General features: G+C 60.7%; 17 protein-coding genes. 10 read left to right on the forward strand and 7 right to left on the reverse strand.

Annotated elements, in window-relative coordinates; translation table 11 throughout:
- Window positions 1-97: 97 nt before the first annotated feature.
- A complete protein-coding gene (locus tag ACZ89E_RS08725; protein ID WP_149658287.1) occupies window positions 98-658 on the reverse strand; it encodes an NADPH-dependent FMN reductase in 561 nt (186 codons plus the stop codon).
- Window positions 659-834: 176 nt separating this feature from the next.
- Here ACZ89E_RS08725 and ACZ89E_RS08730 point away from each other — a divergent pair, with 176 nt between their 5' ends.
- Both ACZ89E_RS08730 and ACZ89E_RS08735 read left to right on the forward strand, forming a co-directional pair.
- A complete protein-coding gene (locus tag ACZ89E_RS08730) occupies window positions 835-1,095 on the forward strand; it encodes a hypothetical protein (RefSeq protein ID WP_149658288.1) in 261 nt (86 codons plus the stop codon).
- Window positions 1,096-1,183: 88 nt separating this feature from the next.
- Complete coding sequence (locus tag ACZ89E_RS08735; protein ID WP_476255390.1) at window positions 1,184-2,077, forward strand: LysR substrate-binding domain-containing protein; 894 nt, start codon at window positions 1,184-1,186, stop codon at window positions 2,075-2,077.
- Here the strand turns inward: ACZ89E_RS08735 and ACZ89E_RS08740 are convergent.
- From ACZ89E_RS08740 to ACZ89E_RS08760, 5 genes are all read right to left on the reverse strand, one after another.
- Window positions 2,043-2,657, reverse strand: a complete 615-nt coding sequence (locus ACZ89E_RS08740; RefSeq protein ID WP_149658290.1) for a GNAT family N-acetyltransferase — start codon at window positions 2,655-2,657, stop codon at window positions 2,043-2,045. The two genes, ACZ89E_RS08735 and ACZ89E_RS08740, sit on opposite strands and share 35 nt — an antisense overlap.
- 14 nt (window positions 2,658-2,671) lie before the next feature.
- The gene (locus tag ACZ89E_RS08745) at window positions 2,672-4,927 is read right to left on the reverse strand and encodes an Orn/Lys/Arg family decarboxylase (RefSeq protein WP_149658291.1); all 2,256 of its coding nucleotides are present in this window, start codon (window positions 4,925-4,927) and stop codon (window positions 2,672-2,674) included.
- Between the two features lie 304 nt (window positions 4,928-5,231).
- Window positions 5,232-5,990 carry a DNA polymerase III subunit epsilon gene (gene dnaQ, locus ACZ89E_RS08750; RefSeq protein WP_149658293.1) on the reverse strand — a complete coding sequence of 253 codons (759 nt, stop codon included), beginning with the start codon at window positions 5,988-5,990 and terminating at the stop codon, window positions 5,232-5,234.
- 129 nt (window positions 5,991-6,119) lie between these two features.
- Complete coding sequence (rnhA, locus tag ACZ89E_RS08755) at window positions 6,120-6,572, reverse strand: ribonuclease HI (protein ID WP_054047533.1); 453 nt, start codon at window positions 6,570-6,572, stop codon at window positions 6,120-6,122.
- Between the two features lie 91 nt (window positions 6,573-6,663).
- Window positions 6,664-7,422: a methyltransferase domain-containing protein gene (locus ACZ89E_RS08760; RefSeq protein ID WP_149658294.1), complete on the reverse strand. Its 759-nt coding sequence runs from the start codon at window positions 7,420-7,422 to the stop codon at window positions 6,664-6,666.
- 65 nt (window positions 7,423-7,487) lie between these two features.
- Here ACZ89E_RS08760 and gloB point away from each other — a divergent pair, with 65 nt between their 5' ends.
- From gloB to fabI, 8 genes are all read left to right on the forward strand, one after another.
- Window positions 7,488-8,255, forward strand: coding sequence for a hydroxyacylglutathione hydrolase (gloB, locus tag ACZ89E_RS08765; RefSeq protein WP_476257033.1), 768 nt, complete (start codon window positions 7,488-7,490; stop codon window positions 8,253-8,255).
- 99 nt (window positions 8,256-8,354) lie between these two features.
- Window positions 8,355-9,809: a transglycosylase SLT domain-containing protein gene (locus tag ACZ89E_RS08770; protein ID WP_476255391.1), complete on the forward strand. Its 1,455-nt coding sequence runs from the start codon at window positions 8,355-8,357 to the stop codon at window positions 9,807-9,809.
- 349 nt (window positions 9,810-10,158) lie between these two features.
- A complete protein-coding gene (locus tag ACZ89E_RS08775; RefSeq protein WP_149658296.1) occupies window positions 10,159-11,991 on the forward strand; it encodes an extracellular solute-binding protein in 1,833 nt (610 codons plus the stop codon).
- A complete protein-coding gene (locus ACZ89E_RS08780) occupies window positions 11,988-13,829 on the forward strand; it encodes an extracellular solute-binding protein (protein WP_476255392.1) in 1,842 nt (613 codons plus the stop codon). Before ACZ89E_RS08775 ends, ACZ89E_RS08780 begins: the two co-directional genes overlap by 4 nt.
- Before the next feature lie 4 nt (window positions 13,830-13,833).
- Entirely contained in the window at window positions 13,834-14,907 is a 1,074-nt protein-coding gene (locus tag ACZ89E_RS08785; protein ID WP_149658298.1) for a microcin C ABC transporter permease YejB, read from the forward strand.
- Window position 14,908: 1 nt separating this feature from the next.
- Entirely contained in the window at window positions 14,909-15,928 is a 1,020-nt protein-coding gene (locus ACZ89E_RS08790) for an ABC transporter permease (RefSeq protein WP_476255393.1), read from the forward strand.
- Between the two features lies 1 nt (window position 15,929).
- The gene (locus ACZ89E_RS08795; protein ID WP_476255394.1) at window positions 15,930-17,540 is read left to right on the forward strand and encodes an ABC transporter ATP-binding protein; all 1,611 of its coding nucleotides are present in this window, start codon (window positions 15,930-15,932) and stop codon (window positions 17,538-17,540) included.
- A 21-nt stretch (window positions 17,541-17,561) separates the two neighbouring features.
- Complete coding sequence (gene fabI / locus ACZ89E_RS08800) at window positions 17,562-18,356, forward strand: enoyl-ACP reductase FabI (protein ID WP_133836158.1); 795 nt, start codon at window positions 17,562-17,564, stop codon at window positions 18,354-18,356.
- 56 nt (window positions 18,357-18,412) lie between these two features.
- On the opposite strand, the gene ACZ89E_RS08805 is transcribed toward fabI, so the two are convergent.
- A complete protein-coding gene (locus ACZ89E_RS08805; RefSeq protein WP_463260448.1) occupies window positions 18,413-19,267 on the reverse strand; it encodes a LysR family transcriptional regulator in 855 nt (284 codons plus the stop codon).
- Between the last annotated feature and the right edge of the window lie 9 nt (window positions 19,268-19,276).

Below are 19,276 nucleotides of genomic sequence, written 5' to 3' on the forward strand. Positions count from 1 at the left end.
GGAGCAAAGCTTGCTCGCGAAGGCGTCGTCACGTTCAACATCAATGTTGACTGACACACCGCTTTCGCGAGCAAGCTTCGCTCCTACAGGTCATTGGTCAGACTTTTTTGTGTTGTTCCACCCATTGCCCGTAGGCATTGATGAAGCTTTGTAAAAATGGCTTCACTGATTCGGACAACTTGCCCGCCTCATCAAACGCCGTCCCGGCCCCGCCAAGATAGGCTTCCGGCTGCTGCATGCAGGGCACATTGAGAAACACCATGGACTGGCGCAGGTGATGGTTGGCACCAAAACCGCCAATCGCACCCGGTGAAACGCTGATCACACCCCCCGGCTTGCCGCTCCAGGCACTCTTGCCATAAGGACGCGAACCGACGTCAATTGCGTTCTTCAACGGTGCTGGCACCGAGCGGTTGTATTCCGGGGTCACGAACAGCACTGCGTCGGATGAACTCACTTGTTGTCGGAAAGTGCTGTAGGCTGCCGGCGGTGAAGCGCCATCGATGTCTTCGTTGTAGAGTGGCAAGTCGCCAATTTCGACGATGTTCAATTTCAGATTGGCAGGCGCCAGATCAGCCAGGGCCAATGCGACCTTGCGGTTGATCGACTCTTTTCTCAAGCTGCCGACCACAACGGCGATCGTATAGACGTTGCTCATGGAAGATTCTCGACTGTCCGATGGAAAGAGCCTGTAGTTATAGATGACGATTCAATCAGCGGGCGAGCGAAAATCGCTGCCCCTGACTATTTTTTTCTTGTAGGAAAACTTACTTCGCCCAACCACGGTCTATTGAGCCGCAAATTGAGTGATTTATCTCCAGAGGTTCTAAGCAGATGGCAGCAGTACTCGTCGGTCAGTTCCATGCAAGAGACGCGGAAGGCCGTGTTTATTCCGTACATGAGTTTCAGGAATCCACCCCGTCGGCAGACGGCGTCGAAGGCTCGGAGCCTGTCACCAGCTACAAACTGGCCATCGGCGATCGCATGAAAAAGCTCAATGACAACCAGTTCCAGTTGATCCAGTCGGATATCACCCTGACGCGCGAACCGGACACTTACATCGGTAGCCTGCCGGAAACCACCGTCGCTTCATAACCCTGTGTTATGAGCAGAAGTCATATGCACGCACTTGAGTTAGGATTCAGCCACTGACTCCCTCACCTGCTGAACATGGACTTCACGCATGCGTTTACGTCATATCGAAGTGATCCAGGCGCTCTTGCAGACCGGTCACCTGGGCACCGCCGCCGAATGGCTGCAGTTGCCGGTGGCCGAGGTCGAAGGGATTTTGCGTGACGCCGAGGGTCAGTTGGGCTTCATGCTGTTTTCCAGCGTGCGCGGCCGCTTGCAGGCCACGCGCGAGGCGCGGGAGTTGCAGGTCGAGATGGCTCACGTCTATGAAGCCCTCGAACCGGTGCAGCGCCTGGCCAACAGTCTCAAGCAATACCTCGCGCCACCGTTGCGCGTCATCGGCACCCCGCCGCTCGCCCAACTATTATTGCCCCACAGCATCGCGGCCCTGCGCCGACGTTTCCCCGATGCGCCGTGCACCCTCCTCAGCCAACCCACCCGCGAGATCGTCCGCAGCCTGTTGCTGCGCGAAAGCGACCTGGGCCTGAGCCTGCATGATCCCGACCATGCCGACATCGATTGCCAGGTGATCGCCCAGGGCAAGCTCCAGCTACTCGCGCCCCACGGCTGGCTGCAACCCAAGCAGAAATATGTGTCGGTGCAGGATCTGGCGGGCCAGTCGATGGTCGGCCTCGAAGGTCACGACCCGCTGAGCCCGGCACTGGAAACCAAATTGCAGGCGCTGCGCCCTGCGCTGGTGATCCAGACCCGCGTCCAGACTCATCAAATGATGCGCAGCATGGTCGAGGCCGGTGAAGGCCTGGCCATCGTCGACCCCTTCACCGCCCTCGGCGCCAAGTCGTCCGGCCTCGACGCCTGCCCACTGGCACCGGCCGTGCCGATCAGCCTCTACGCCCTGACCTTGAAGAACGCCGAGCCCTCGCCCGCCGTCGACGCGTTGCTGGCGATCATTACGGAACAAGCCGTGGCGATGCTGGCGAGCTGACCGGGTTTTCCAGCGGATTATCGAACAAGCGATACCAGAACAATGCGACTTCGGCGGTGTTCGGGTCGATGCCGCGATAGCGCAGATGATCGATCCCGCCAATCACATAACCACAGCGCTCATAGAGCCGGCAGGCGCCGAGGTTGTTGTTCTGGGTTTCGAGCATGATGCCCGGCAGTTTCTTCTTGCGACTCCAGAACTGTGCGACGTCCAGCAACGACTTGGCCACACCATGGCGTCGCGCCGGGGCATGCACCGCCAGTTCGTCGATATGCGCGAAGCCGTTCCAGTTGGTGCTGATCACCAGATGGCCCACCGGTTCGTCATCCAGGTACGCCATGAAAATCGCACTGTCGGCGGCATCGCGGAAACTGCTGAACTCTTCCGGATCGATGCCATAGCACTTTCGATACGGCGTGATCGGCGTCACCGGCCACTGCGCCACCGGCTTGCCAATGTGTGCGGCACCGTAGGCGACGACTTCAAAACTGAAATCGCTGCCCCAGATGTAGGCCGCAAAACCATCGTCGGCAACGCGCACCGACAGCCCTGGGTATTTCGGATTCATGACCGGTTGCATACTGGGGAAGGTCCTCATTCCTTGATGCAATCGACGGTGTAATGCCGCCCATTGCCCTCGTCTTCGTGTTGCAATCCGTGCACATCGGCGACAAATCCCGGGAAGCTGCTGTCGAAGGTACGGGCGAATGCCAGGTAGTCGATGATCGATCGGGTCGACTCGGTGAAGCGCTCACCGGGCATGATCAAGGGAATCCCCGGCGGGTACGGCACCAGCATCACGGCGGCGATGCGCCCCTCCAGGGCATCGATCGATACCGCCTCCACCTCACCGCGCACCAGATGATCATAGGCGTCGGCAGGCTTCATGGCGATTTCCGGCAGTACGGTGTACATGCGTTTGAGGTGCTTGGCCGTGGCATTGCTGCGGTAGCAGGCGTGCAGCTGATCACACAAATCGCGCAGGCCCATGCCTTGATAACGCGCCGGATTTTCCTGGGCGACACACGGCAGGCAGGTGTTCAGGCTGACATTGGCGTCGTAACTGCGCTTGAACTCCAGCAACTCGGTGAGCAACGTGCTCCATTTACCCTTGGTGATGCCCATGGAGAACAGCACCAGGAACGAATACAGCCCGGTCTTCTCGACCACCAGCCCGCGCTCCCAGAGGAACTTGCTGACGACCGCGGCCGGAATCCCGCGCTCGCTCAAGGCGCCGCCAGCGGTCAGGCCCGGCATCACCAGGGTGACCTTGATCGGATCGAGCAGCACGTAGTCATCGGTCACGCCACCAAAGCCGTGCCAGTCGGCATCCGGTTGCAGCAACCAGTCTTCAGTGATGACTTGCGTAATGCCTTCCACCGACGGCGGTTGCCAGATGGAAAACCACCAGTCATCCGCCGCGATGTGCTGTCGCAGATTGGCCAGGGCCCGGCGGAAGCTCAGGGCTTCGTCGAACATCTCCTGCAACAGCGAACGCCCGGCCGGGCCTTCCATCATCGCCGAGGCCACGTCCAGCGAGGCGATGATGCTGTACTGCGGCGAGGTGGAGATGTGCATCATGAACGCTTCGTTGAAACGGTCGCGGTCCAGTTGCCGCGCCCCGCCGTCCTGTACGTGGATCATCGACGCCTGGCTGAACGCCGCGAGCAATTTGTGCGTGGAGTGGGTGGTGAACACCAGCGGGCTGTCTTCGCTGCGCGACGTGCCCATGCCGTAACGCCCGGCAAAGAACTCGTGAAACGCCGCGTAGGCGTACCAGGCCTCATCAAAGTGCAAGACCTCGACGCTGTTGCCCAGTTGCTGCTTGATCAGTTCGGCGTTGTAGCAGAGGCCGTCGTAGGTCGAATTGGTCACCACCGCCAGCTTGACCTTCGGCGCGCGGCCCTTGGTCAACGGGCTCGCATCGATCTTGGCCTGGATCGACTCGCGGCTGAATTCGCTGAGCGGGATGGGGCCGATGATTCCCAATTCATTGCGCTCCGGGCACAGGTACAGCGGGATAGCGCCGGTCATGATGATCGAGTGCAACACCGACTTGTGGCAGTTGCGATCCACCAGCACCAGGTCATCCCGGGCGACCATGGAATGCCAGACAATCTTGTTCGCCGTGGAGGTGCCATTGATCACGAAAAAGGTGTGATCCGCGCCAAAATTGCGCGCAGCCCTGGCTTCGGCTGCGGCCAGAGGGCCGGTGTGATCAAGCAGCGAACCGAGTTCCGGCACCGATACCGATAAATCCGAACGCAGGGTGTTTTCCCCGAAAAACTGGTGGAACGCCTGCCCCACCGGGCTCTTGTGATAGGCCACGCCACCGCCATGACCGGGGGTGTGCCAGGAATAGTTGGAATCGGCGGTGTGCTGCACCAGGGCCTTGAAGAATGGCGGCAACAACCCATCCAGATACTTGCGCGCTGCCCGGGCCACCTGACGGGCGAGGAATGGCACGGTGTCTTCGAACAGGTACAGAATGCCGCGCAGTTGATTGAGCTCGGCCATGGCGTCGGCCGGGGCGTTTTCCAGGGTGACCTGCTCGCCCAGGGCGAAAATCGGCAAGTCCGGCGCGCGCACCCGGGCCAGGCCGATCAGTTCGGCCATATTGTGTAACAAATGAGCGTTCGTGTTGGCGTCTTCGGCGGCGATCAACATGCACGACAGGCCGTGATGAGTCGAGGCCACCAAGCGCCCTTCGGAGTAATCCACCGCACTGAGAATGCTGAAGCCTTCCTGCTCCAGCTCCCGGGCGATGCCACGCACGCGGTCACCGGCAACCGTGTCGGCCTTGATGTCGCGATGGACGATCAGGACCGGGAATTTCAAATCTTTATACATGGGGCTCAGTGTCCTGAGGCGGCAGACCGTGGCCTGCCAATTCCCTCAGGGTAGAGGGTTGAGGCGGATGTGGCGAGTGCCGATGCCCTGAAGCGGGTCAGTGGGCGCACCATCATGTGGCCAGCAATCTCAGTCTGAAATGATGAGTTGTGGCTTGATGATGACCTGTGGCGAGGGAGCTTGCTCCCGCTGGGGCGCGAAGCGGCCCCCTGTATCTCTTCCAGATACACCGCGTTCGCTGGTCTGACGACTGCTGCGCAGCCGAGCGGGAACAAGCTCCCTCGCCACAAAGGCCCCGCAAGCCTCAGGCTTGGGCTTTTGCTTCCATCAACTGCTGCCACAACGACGGCGCCCCGGCGGATTTGGCCACCGCTTCCAGGCGCGCGATGTGCTGCGCCAGGTCATCTTCACTGGCGCGGATGATCCGGGTCGGCTGGCGATCGGCCGGCAGGCGGCGAATCTCGGTGGCCGAGTTGTCCGCACCCTCACCCGAACCGTTGCCGTCAGACGCGTTACCCGCTAGGGACAGGCTGGTCTGCCCGCCAGTCATGGTCAGGTAAACGTCGGCGAGAATCTCGGAGTCGAGCAAGGCGCCGTGCAGTTCACGGCCGGAGTTGTCGACGCCATAGCGTTTGCACAAGGCATCGAGGCTGTTGCGCTGCCCCGGGTGACGCTCCCGGGCCATCATCAGGGTGTCGAGGATCGAGCAATGTTGCGTGATGTCAGCCCGATCGTGCTGGCCCATCAGCGCGAATTCGTTGTTGATGAAGCCAACGTCGAACGCCGCGTTATGGATGATCAGCTGCGCGCCCTTGATGAACTCGAAAAACTCATCGGCCACTTCGGTGAAGCGCGGCTTGCCCACCAGGAATTCGTTGGTGATGCCGTGGACGCCGATGGCGCCTTCATCACTCTCGCGGTCCGGTTGCAGGTAAACGTGGAAATGCCGGCCGGTGAGGCGCCGACCAATCAACTCGACACAACCGATTTCGATAATCCGGTGGCCGTCGGTCACCGGCATGCCGGTGGTTTCGGTATCGAGTACAACGGATCTGGTGGCCATCAGTGCTCAGCTCTCAACGGGTCAATCGTGCAAAAGCGGCGATCTTAACATGCTCGCACGTCGACTCGCCCACCCCGAAGTTGATCGTTCCCACGCTCTGCGTGGGAACGATCAGGGCCGCGCCGCCCATCAATCCTGTTTGTAGCCGCGCACTTCATCGACGCCACGATTGGCCAACTGGTCAGCCCGTTCGTTGCCATGATGGCCAATGTGCCCACGTACCCATTTCCAGGTCACGGTGTGGCGGTTGACCTGTTCGTCCAGCAACTTCCACAGGTCGGCATTTTTAACCGGTTCTTTCGCCGCGGTTTTCCAGCCGCGCTTCTTCCAGTTGGCCATCCACTCATTGATGCCTTTCATCACGTACTGGGAGTCAGTCACCAGCAGCACGTCGCAGGAACGCTTGAGTTCTTCCAGGCCCTTGATCGCGCCCATCAGCTCCATGCGGTTGTTGGTGGTGTTGGCTTCGCCGCCCCACAGTTCCTTCTCGACGCCCTTGCACACCAGCAGTGCGCCCCAGCCGCCGGGGCCGGGGTTGCCTTTGCAGGCGCCATCAGTGAACAGTTCTACGCTATCGCTCATGCCAATCTATCCAGAAAAATGCGGTGGCTCGCCGATCCGGGATCGACGATGCCCGAGGCCGGGGTGACCCGGCCGGGAAAATAAAGAGTGTTTACGGCTCGATATGGCGACGATTGACCTTGGCCATCGGCAGCGGAATCAGCTTGCCCATCGGCTCGCGTCGCTCCTGACGCACGGGACGCAGGCCCACCACGATCTTGCGCGCGACCAATAAATAGAAGCCACCGCCCGACAGTTGCCAGTCACCGGCCTTGCGCTCCCAACCGGCCAGACGGGCCTGCCATTTGGGCGACGCAAGCGGCGGACGATAGCACCCGAAGCGGCGTTTCTCCAGCGCGAAACCCAGCAAATTCAGCCAGTCACCGACCCGTGACGGCGAAATGCAGCGGGCCTTGCGCAAGGCGTCGTGGGCGAACACATGGCGCAGGCCCCACGTGCTCCAGGGGTTGATGCCGATGATCAGCAGATGCCCGCCGGGCCGCACGCTGCTCGCCGCTTCGCGCAGCAAACCGTGGGGCGACAGGCAGAAATCCAGCCCATGCTGCAACACCACCACGTCGGCAGCGTGCTCGCTCAGGGGCCAGGCCTGCTCTTCGCAGACGATCTCGACGCCGGGCAAGGGCGCGCCGAGCCGCACGTTGCGCTGCACTTGCGGCGCCGACGGCGGAGTTTCGGCCGATGGACCGTAGTGCACCAGGTAGCCGCCGAAGAACCGGCCCAACTCGTCTTCGAGCATGCGCCGTTCTTCGTCCAGCAGGAATTGCCCGATCGGGCCGGACAACCATTCTCGGGCGGCGCTGATCAATGTCAGCCACTCAGGATCGGCCTGAGCGAACGCTTTATCGGTCATTGCATTCTCCAAAGCGCCAGGAAGTTCTAAGATGCGCCATTGTTTTCCGCTTGGCGAATTCGACGATGATACAGATCAGTGCCCTGCCCGCCTTCACCGACAACTACATCTGGTTGTTACAGGATCACCGAACCCAGCGCTGCGCCGTGGTCGACCCGGGGGACGCCGCGCCCGTCCAGGCCTGGCTGGCGGCGCATCCGGGCTGGGTGCTCAGCGATATTCTGATCACTCACCATCATCATGACCACGTCGGCGGCGTCGAGCAGCTGAAAAATGCGACAGACGCGAAAGTCTATGGCCCGGCCAGTGAAACCATCCCCGCACGGGACGTCGCGCTCAAGGACAACGACCGCATCAGCGTGCTCGGCTGGGACTTCGAGGTGTACGCCGTGCCCGGTCACACCCTGGGCCATATCGCCTTTTATCACCACGGCCTGCTGTTTTGCGGCGACACCCTGTTCGCCGCCGGTTGCGGCCGCTTGTTCGAAGGCACCCCGGAGCAGATGCACACCTCGCTGTCGCGCCTGGCTTCGTTGCCTGAGGACACGCTGGTGTACTGCACCCACGAGTACACCTTGAGCAATCTGAAGTTCGCCATTGCGGTGGAACCGGGCAATCCGGACACGGCCGCGCGTCTGGAAAAAGTCACCGCGCAGCGGACAGCCGGAATCATGACGCTGCCCTCTACGCTGGCGCTTGAAAAGCTGACCAACCCGTTTTTGAGGGTTGACGAAACATCCGTTAAAGAAAAAGTGGACGAACGGAGCGGAACCCAAAACCGGGGTCCGAGTGCGGTCTTTGCTGCCTTGCGGGCTTGGAAAGATAAGTTCTAAGCTGGCTACCTGTTGGTACAAAAATTCTGAATGGTTGACCGCAAGGGGTACGCTTTCTAGAATCGCCCGACATTTTTGCCCGGAACTCACTTCCAGCCAATGTCGTCATCTATTCGTAAAGCCATCAATTCAGACGCATTGACCCGCCTGGCTCAAGCCATCGCGGTGGCTGTGTCCGCCACATTGGCGGGCTGTTCAAGCCATGTCCCGCAAACCGAAGCCACACATACTCCGAATATTGCCGCGCGAGCCAAGCAGAAACCGATCTGGCTCAGCGAGAAACCAACACCGCAAGTCCCACAGGATGTCTGGGAGCGCATGCGCCAGGGCTTCCAGTTGCAGGACGGCCTGGGCGTCAACCCGCGTATCGAGCAACAACGACTGTGGTTCGCCAGCAACCCGTCCTTCCTCGAAAACGCTGGCGAACGCGGCAGCCTGTACATCCACTACATCATCGAACGCCTCGAAGAACGCAACATGCCGCTGGAACTGGCGCTGCTGCCAGTGATTGAAAGCGCCTACAACCCGATGGCCTATTCCCGGGCCGACGCGGTGGGTCTCTGGCAATTCATCCCTTCCACCGGGCGTTACTACAACCTGCGCCAGACCCGTTTCTACGATGGCCGTCGCGACATCACTGCCTCGACCACCGCTGCCATGGACTACCTGACACGTCTACACGACATGTTCAACGGTGACTGGTTGCTGGCACTGGCGGCGTATAACGCCGGTGAAGGCACGGTCAGCCGGGCCATCGAGCGTAACGAGAAGCTCGGTCTGCCGACCGACTACTGGAACCTGCCGCTGCCGGCCGAAACCCAGGCCTACGTGCCGAAGTTGCTGGCCCTGTCGCAAGTGGTGCTGGCGCCGGAAGCCTACGGCGTGAACCTCAACCCGATCGCCAACGAACCGTATTTCCAGGTCGTCGAAATCAACCAGCGCATGGACCTGTCCAAGGTTGCCGCGGTGGCCAACATCGACGAAGACGAACTGTTCCAGCTCAATCCGGCCTTCAAGCAGCGCACCACCATCGACGGTCCTCAGCATTTGCTGGTGCCGACGTCCAAGGCGCAGTTGCTGACCGCCAGCCTGTCGACCATGCGCCCCGAGGAGTTGATCAGCACACGCCAGCTCAAGCCTGTGTTCGAAGGCGCCGACGACAACGAAATTGCCCGACTCAAGCGTGCCTATCGCGTCAAACGTGGCGATAACCTGGGCACCATCGCCAAGGCGAACAAGGTTGACGTGATAGACCTGCAACGCTGGAACAAACTGACCGGCAAGGACCTCAAGGTCGGCCAGACCCTGGTCATGCAGGACAACACCAAGCGCAGCGGTGGCCGGATCAACACGGTCGTGGCCGCCAGCGGCAAGTCGAAGGGCAAGGACACCGGCAAGACGCAACAGACCCAGTACAAGGTCAAGCAAGGCGACTCGCTGTATATGGTTGCCAAACGTTTCAACGTTGAAATGCAACACCTCAAGCGCTGGAACCCGCGGGTTGGCCAGGCGCTGAAGCCGGGTCAGATGCTGACGGTGTCTTCGCCACGCTAAGCAAAGAGCCCCTGAAATCCAGGGGCTTTTTTTTGCCTGCGGTTTGAGGGCTGTTGTGGTTGCTACAGCAATGCTGCTCTTGTGGCGAGGGGGCTTGCCCCCGTTGGGTCGCGAAGCGGCCACCTGGTTATTTTCAGATAAATCGCATCCGCGGTGTTTGCGACTGCTTCGCAGCCGAACGGGGGCAAGCCCCCTCGCCACGAGCAAGCTCCCTCGCCACAAGTCATGCATCTTTGCGTACCATCGTGCCAGCAATTAACGGCGCATTAACCCCCTGTCTTTTTCCTGTCGATACAAGCTGTTACTGTACGGCCCACAAAGCCCAAGCCGCCTGGATCGGATCCCTGACTTGAAGCGTACCCTCCTCCTTCTCCTGATCAGCCTGGCCTTGAGCTCCCCCGCAAGCGCGACGATCAGCGAAAGCCATGGTTATGCGCAGTTCGGCACGCTCAAGTACCCGGCCAGATTTACCCACTTCGACTGGGTCAACCCGCAAGCGCCCAAGGGCGGTACGTTGCGGGTGATGGCGTTTGGCACCTTCGATACGCTCAACCCCTACACCTTCAAGGGTTCAAGCCCGGTTTCCACGCCGAATTTCCTGCAATACGGCATCAACGAGCTGAACGAACCGCTGATGGTCGGCACCGGCCAGTACGCGCCGTCCGGCGACGAGCCGACCTCCAGCTATGGCCTGATCGCCCAATCGGTGGAATACAGCGAGGACCGCAGCTGGGTGGTGTTCAACCTGCGCCCCGAAGCACGGTTCCACGACGGCACACCGATCACCGCCTATGACGTGGCGTTTTCCTACCGCTTGCTGCTCAAGGAAGGCCATCCCCAGTACCGCACCAACCTCCAGGAAGTGCTGCGGGTCGACATCCTCAACCCACAACGCATTCGTTTCGTGTTCAAGCGCGCCGGCAATCCGTTGCTGATCCTGCGCCTCGGCGAATTGCCGGTGCTGCCCCAGCACTACTGGAAAGGTCGCGACTTCAAGGCCACCACGTTCGAACCGCCGCTGGGCAGCGGGCCGTATCGCATCACCTCGGTGCAACCGGGACGACAGATTGTGTTTGAGCGGGTCAAGGATTACTGGGGCAAGGACCTGGCGGTCAATCGCGGCAAGTACAACTTCGATCGCATGGAAGTCGAGTTCTACCGCGACAGCGACGTGGCCTTCGAAGCGTTCAAGGCCGGTGAGTTCGACATTTACATCGAGCACCAGGCCAAGAACTGGGACAACGGCTACAACTTCCCGGCCGTGCGGCGTGGTGATGTGATCAAGGCGCAGATCCCGCACCAGATCCCGACCCAGAGCCAGGGCCTGTTCATGAACACCCGACGCCCGACCTTCGCCGAGGTCAAGGTGCGTGAAGCGCTGGGGCTGATGTTCGATTTCGAGTGGACCAACCGCACGCTGTTCAGCGGTGCGTACAAACGCGCCGTGAGTTACTACCCCAACAGCGAGTTCTCCGCCACGGGGCTGCCGGTCGGTCACGAATGGCTGATGCTCAAGCCCTACCGCGATCAGTTGCCCGCCAAGCTCCTCACCGAGCCCTTCAGTCTGTCGCAGACCGAAGGGCGCGGCATTCCCCGGGAAACCCTGCGCAAGGCCCTGGGACTGCTGGGCGAGGCTGGCTGGAAGCTCAATGGCCAGCGCGTGCAGAACGCCGCCGGCCAGCCGCTCAGGTTCGAGATCCTGCTGGTCAACCCGAACCTGGAGCGCATCCTCCAGCCCTACGTCGAGAACCTCGCCAGCATCGGCATTGACGCGCGGCTGCGCACGGTGGATCGCGCCCAGTACAAACAACGCCTGGATCAGTTCGATTTCGACATGATCCTGATGACGCTCAACCAGACCCTCAGTCCGGGCCTGGAGCAATGGCAGTACTTCCATTCCAGCCAGGTCGGGGTCAAGGGCAGTAAAAACTACGCCGGCATCGCCAACCCGGTGGTCGATCATCTGCTGGAACAACTGCTCGGCGCCCAGACCCGCGACGAACAGGTCGCCGCCGGCAAGGCCCTCGACCGGGTGCTGCTGTGGCAGCACTACAGCATTCCCAACTGGTACCTCAATTATCATCGCCTGGCCTACCGCAACCGGTTGGCCTTCGTCACCACGCCGCCCTACACCCTGGGCTTGAGCGCGTGGTGGCTGAAGTCTTCGGAGAAAGATCAATGAAACCCGTACGCGCCCTGCTCCTGCAGGCCAGCGGTCTGTTGTTCGCCGGGCTGGCCTGCGCCGCCCCGCAACATGCCCTGACTTTGTACAACGAGCCGCCGAAATACCCGGCCGACTTCAAGCACTTCGATTACGTCAACCCGGACGCCCCCAAGGGCGGGATCTTCCGCCAGGCCGGTTTCGGCGGCTTCGACAGCCTCAACCCGTTCATCAGCAAAGGGGTGGCGGCGGACAACATCGACATGATCTACGACACCCTGGCCAAACAGGGCCTGGATGAACCGTTCAGCGAATACGGCCTGATCGCCGGCAAGATCGAGAAGGCCCCGGACAACAGCTGGGTGCGTTTCTACCTGCGCCCCGAAGCTCGCTTCCACGACGGCCACCCGGTGCGCGCCGAAGACGTGGTGTTCAGCTTCCAGACCCTGACCAAGGACGGCGCACCGATGTATCGCGGTTACTACAGCGATGTCGCGGACGTGGTCGCCGAAGACCCGCTGACGGTGCTGTTCAAGTTCAAGCACAGCAACAACCGCGAACTGCCGCTGATCCTCGGCCAGTTGCCGGTGCTGCCGAAACACTGGTGGGCCACCCGCGACTTCAACAAGGGCAACCTGGAAATGCCGCTCGGCAGCGGCCCCTACAAGGTCAGCGAAGTCAAAGCCGGGCGCTCGGTGCGTTATGAGCGGGTCAAGGATTACTGGGGCAAGGACCTGCCGGTGAACCGCGGGTTCTACAACTTCGACGTGATGACCACTGATTATTACCGCGACAACACCGTGGCCCTGGAAGCACTCAAGGCCGGGCAGTTCGATTACTGGCTGGAAATGACCGCGAAGAACTGGGCCAACGCCTACAACATCCCGGCAGTGACCGAGGGGCGGTTGATCAAGGAACAGATTCCCAACGGCAACCCGACCGGTATGCAGGGTTTCGTGTTCAACCTGCGACGCGCGGCGTTCCAGGACATCCGCGTGCGTCAGGCCTTGACGCTGCTGCTGGATTTCGAATGGACCAATAAGCAACTGTTCAACGGCGCCTACGCCCGTACTCGCAGTTACTTCGAAAACTCGGAAATGGCCGCCACCGGCCTGCCGGACGCCGATCAACTGGCGATCCTCGACCCGTTCCGCAGCCAGCTCCCGGCCCAGGTCTTCAGCGAAGCGTTCCAGAACCCGGTGACCGACGCCAGCGGCATGATCCGCACCCAGCAGCGCCAGGCCTATCAACTGCTGCAAGAGGCCGGCTGGAAGATCGTCGACGACAAAATGGTCGACGCCAACGGCAAACCGGTGACCATCGAGTTCCTGCTGGCCCAGACCGAATTCGAGCGGGTGCTGTTGCCGTTCAAGCGCAACCTCAGCGACCTGGGTATCGACCTGGTGATTCGCCGGGTCGACGTCTCGCAATACATCAACCGCGTGCGCTCCCGGGACTTCGACATGATTGTCGGCAGCTTCCCGCAGTCCAATTCGCCGGGCAACGAACAGCGCGAGTTCTGGATGTCCGCCGCCGCCGACAAGCCCGGCAGCCGCAATTCCATGGGCTTGAAAGATCCGGTGGTGGACCAATTGGTCGAAGGCCTGATCAACGCCGATTCGCGCAAAAGCCTGGTGGCCCACGCCCGTGCGCTGGACCGCGTGCTGCAATGGGGTTATTACGTGATCCCCAACTGGCACATCAAGACCTGGCGCGTGGCGTACTGGAACCACATCGGCCATCCGAAGGTTTCACCCAAGTACGACATCGGCATCAATACCTGGTGGGTCAAGCCCGATGCAAAACCGGCGATAGAAGTCGAAACCAAACTGCAAGCCGACCCTGCGGGCACGGAGTAATCAGATGCTGGCGTATATTTTTCGGCGACTGCTGCTGATCATCCCGACCTTGTTCGGCATTTTGCTGATCAACTTCGTGATCATCCAGGCCGCCCCCGGTGGCCCGGTGGAACAGATGATCGCCAAGCTCGAAGGCTTCGAAGGCGCCACCAGCCGCATCGCCGGTGGCGGTGCCGAGGTCTCGGTGGCCGGCTCGGCCTATCGCGGCGCCCAGGGCCTGGACCCGGCGCTGGTCAAGGAAATCGAGCACATGTACGGCTTCGACAAATCGGCGCCGGAACGCTTGTGGATCATGGTCAAGAACTACGCGACCCTGGATTTCGGCGACAGCTTCTTTCGCGACGCCAAGGTCATCGACCTGATCAAGGAAAAGATGCCGGTGTCGATCTCCCTCGGGCTGTGGAGCACGCTGATCATGTACCTGGTGTCGATCCCGCTGGGGATCGCCAAGGCCACGCGCCACGGCAGCCATTTCGACGTCTGGACCAGTTCGCTGATCATCGTCGGCTACGCGATCCCGGCGTTCCTGTTCGCTATTTTGCTGATCGTGCTGTTTGCCGGCGGTAGCTATTTCGACTGGTTCCCGCTACGGGGCCTGACCTCGAACAACTTCGCCGAGCTGAGCATGGGCGGCAAGGTTCTCGATTATTTCTGGCACCTGGCCTTGCCCGTCACGGCGCTGGTGATCGGCAACTTCGCGACCATGACCCTGCTGACCAAAAACAGCTTCCTCGACGAAATCAACAAGCAGTACGTGGTCACCGCCAAAGCCAAAGGCCTGACCAACCACAAAGTGCTCTACGGCCATGTGTTCCGTAACGCGATGCTGCTGGTGATTGCCGGGTTCCCCTCGGCATTTATCGGGATCTTCTTTACCGGCTCATTGCTGGTGGAAGTGATTTTCTCCCTCGATGGCCTGGGCCTGATGAGTTTCGAAGCGGCGATCAACCGCGATTATCCGGTGGTGTTCGGCACGCTGTTTATCTTCACGTTATTGGGGTTGGTGGTGAAACTGATCGGCGACCTCACCTACACCCTGGTCGATCCGCGCATCGACTTCGAACACCGGGAGCATTGAGATGAGCCTGTCCCCCCTCAATCTCCGACGATTCGAACTGTTCAAGGCCAACAAGCGTGGCTGGTGGTCGCTGTGGCTGTTTTTGATCCTGTTCGGCCTGAGCCTCGGCGCCGAGCTGATCGCCAACGACAAACCGCTGGCCGTGCATTACGACGATGGCTGGTATTTCCCGGCGCTCAAGCGCTACCCGGAAACCACCTTCGGCGGCGAATTCCCGCTGGAAGCCAACTACAAGAGCCCGTACATCCGCGAACTGCTCAAGGCCAAGGATGCGTGGATTCTGTGGGCGCCAATCCCCTACAGCTACCAGAGCATCAACTACGACCTGAAAGTCCCGGCCCCCGCCCCGCCCTCGGCGGACAACCTGCTGGGCACCGATGATCAGGGCCGCGACGTGTTGGCCCGGGTGATCTACGGTTTCCGGATTTCGGTATTGTTCGCCCTGACGTTGACCATTCTCAGCTCGATCATCGGCGTGATCGCCGGGGCGTTGCAGGGGTTCTATGGCGGCTGGGTCGACCTGGCCGGGCAGCGTTTCCTCGAAATCTGGTCCGGGCTGCCGGTGCTGTACCTGCTGATCATCCTCGCCAGTTTCGTGCAGCCGAACTTCTGGTGGCTGCTGGGGATCATGCTGCTGTTTTCGTGGATGAGTCTTGTGGACGTGGTACGCGCCGAGTTCCTGCGTGGGCGTAACCTTGAATATGTACGCGCGGCGCGGGCGCTGGGAATGCAGAATGGCGCGATCATGTTCCGCCACATTTTGCCCAACGCCATGGTCTCGACCATGACCTTTATGCCGTTCATCCTCACTGGCGCCATCGGTACGCTGACGGCGCTGGATTTCCTGGGGTTTGGCCTGCCGGCGGGCAGTCCGTCCCTGGGAGAGCTGGTGGCCCAGGGCAAGTCCAACTTGCAGGCACCGTGGCTGGGCATGAGCGCGTTTGCGGTGCTGGCGTTGATGTTGAGTTTGCTGGTGTTTATCGGCGAGTCCGCTCGCGATGCCTTCGACCCGAGGAAGTGAAATGAATCAGGACAATCTGATCGAAGTGCGCGACCTCGCCGTCGAATTTGTCGTCGGCGAGCGCGTGCAGCGGGTAGTCGAGGGCGTGAGCTTCGATATCAAGCGCGGCGAAACCCTGGCCCTGGTGGGTGAAAGTGGCTCCGGTAAATCGGTGACCGCCCACTCGATCCTGCGCCTGCTGCCCTACCCGCTGGCCCGACACCCGTCCGGCACCATCGAATATTCCGGGCAAGACCTGCTGAGCCTGAAAGAGAAAACCATCCGCCACATTCGGGGCAACCGGATCGCGATGATCTTCCAGGAGCCGATGACCTCGCTCAATCCGCTGCACTCGATCGAGAAGCAGATCAACGAGGTGCTGGGCATCCACAAGGGCCTGAGCGGCAAAGTGGCGACCAAGCGCACCCTGGAGCTGCTGGAGATGGTCGGCATTCCCGAGCCGCACAAGCGCCTGAAAGCGCTGCCTCATGAACTGTCCGGCGGCCAGCGCCAGCGGGTAATGATCGCCATGGCCCTGGCCAACGAGCCGGAGCTGTTGATTGCCGATGAACCGACCACTGCGCTGGACGTGACCGTTCAGCTGAAAATCCTCGAATTGCTCAAGGAATTACAGGCCCGACTGGGCATGGCGTTGTTACTGATCAGTCACGATTTGAACCTTGTTCGAAGAATTGCGCATCGCGTATGTGTCATGCAGCGCGGTTGCATCGTCGAACAGGCATCGTGCGAAGAGTTGTTCCGCGCGCCGCAGCATCCGTACACTCGGGAACTGCTGGCAGCGGAGCCCAGCGGGACGCCGGCGACCAACGTTATTGGCCCGCCATTGCTGCAAGTCGAGGACCTGAAAGTCTGGTTCCCGATCAAGAAAGGCTTTCTGAAAAAGACCGTTGACCACATCAAAGCGGTGGACGGCATCAATTTCAGCCTGCCCCAGGGACAGACTTTGGGGATTGTGGGAGAAAGCGGTTCCGGCAAGTCGACACTGGGCTTGGCGATTTTGCGGCTGATCGGCAGCAAAGGCGGCATCCGTTTTGAAGGCAAGCAGCTAGACTGCCTGACGCAGGGCGAGGTTCGACCGTTGCGCCGGGAGATGCAGGTGGTGTTCCAGGACCCGTTCGGCAGCCTGAGCCCGCGGATGTGCGTGAGCCAGATCGTCGGCGAAGGCCTGCGGATCCACAAGATGGGCACCGAAGCGGAACAGGAACAAGCGATTATTGCGGCATTGAAGGAGGTAGGCCTGGACCCGGAAACCCGGAACCGCTACCCCCACGAATTTTCCGGCGGGCAACGGCAGAGAATCGCCATTGCCCGGGCATTAGTGCTAAAACCGGCGCTGATCCTGCTGGACGAGCCGACTTCGGCCCTCGACCGGACAGTGCAGCGCCAAGTGGTGGAGCTTTTGCGGTCACTGCAAACCAAGTACAACCTGACGTATCTGTTTATCAGCCATGACCTGGCTGTCGTCAAAGCGCTGAGCCACCAGTTGATGGTGGTCAAGCATGGCCAAGTGGTCGAACAGGGAGACGCGCAAAGTATCTTTGCCGCCCCCCAACATCCGTATACACAGCAGTTGCTGGAAGCCGCTTTCCTGGCGCCAGCCACTGCGCAATAACCTGAAAGAGAGGAGCAACACATGGGTTTTCTCGCCGGTAAGCGCGTACTGATCGTCGGTGTCGCCAGCAAGCTGTCCATCGCATCCGGCATCGCTGCCGCCATGCATCGCGAGGGCGCTGAGCTTGCCTTCACTTATCAGAACGACAAACTGAAAGGTCGTGTTGAAGAATTCGCACAAGGCTGGGGCTCGAGCCCTGAGCTGTGCTTCCCATGCGACGTGGCCAGCGATGAAGAAATCGCCAAGGTCTTCGAAGCGCTGAGCAAGAAGTGGGATGGCCTGGACGTGATCGTTCACTCCGTCGGCTTCGCCCCGGGCGACCAACTGGACGGCGACTTCACCGAAGCCACCACCCGTGAAGGTTTCCGCATCGCTCACGACATCAGCGCCTACAGCTTCGTGGCCCTGGCCAAGGCTGGCCGCGAAATGATGAAAGGCCGCAATGGCAGCCTGCTGACCCTGTCGTACCTGGGCGCCGAGCGCACCATGCCGAACTACAACGTGATGGGCATGGCCAAGGCTTCCCTGGAAGCTGGCGTTCGTTACCTGGCCGGCTCCCTGGGCCCGGAAGGCACCCGCGTCAACGCCGTATCGGCTGGCCCGATCCGCACCCTCGCCGCTTCCGGCATCAAGAACTTCCGCAAAATGCTGGCCGCCAACGAAGCGCAAACCCCGCTGCGTCGTAACGTCACCATCGACGAAGTCGGCAACGCCGGCGCCTTCCTGTGCTCGGACCTGGCGTCCGGCATCAGCGGCGAAATCATGTACGTAGACGGTGGTTTCAACACTACCGCCATGGGCAATATCGAAGAGTGATTTTCGGTTAGCGCATAAAAAACCCGCCGGTTATGGCGGGTTTTTTATGGGTTTCTTCAAACCAAACACCGCGCAAACAACTGCTGAATCGGCTGCATCCGCTGGCTATAACGCTGTAGCAAGACGATCTCGCGATAAAACGTCAATTCACCCAACCGAATCACCCGCACCTTCGCCCCATGCTCCACCCACAACCCCGCCTCCGGCAGCAACGAAACCCCCAACCCGCACTCCACCATTTTCACAATGGCTTCCAGCTCATCCAGTTCCAACCCGACCTTGACCTCAATCTGCTGCTCCCGCAGGAACCGCGTCACCAAACGCCCACCGAACGAATTACGGTCGTAGCGCACATGGGGATGCTCGGCGAGCAACTGCAACGGATCATCCCCCTCAAGCTGCGCCGGCACGATCAGCACAAACGGCTCCTTGCGGATGACCTGCGCCGACAATTCCTTGGGCAGTTCGAAGGGCGGCTTGATCAGGATCGCCAAATCCACTTCGCCGGTGTCCACCTGACTCAGCAGGTTCAGCGACACACCCGGCACCAGTTTCGGCTCCAGCAAGGGCGCTTGTTGCCTGAGCCGCAACAACGCCTGGGGCAACAAACCGGTTTGCACCGTGGCCACGGCGCCGATCTTCAGCTCACCACGATACTCACTGACGTCATCACTGACCGCCATCCGCGCAAAGGTTTCGAGCATCTCCCGGGCCATCGGCAATGCCCGTTGCCCCGCCGCATTTAGCAGCGCCTGGCGTCCGGTGCGGTCGAACAGGCGAATGCCCAAGGCCTGTTCCAGATTACGCATCTGCGCACTGACTGCCGACTGCGTGAGGCCGATGTGCATGCCCGCTGCCGCGAAAGTGCCGTAGCGAGTCACCGCGATAAAGGTTTTCAGTTCCCGCAGCATCAGCGTCAC

It is taken from the genome of Pseudomonas sp. TE3899 (assembly GCF_056279105.1).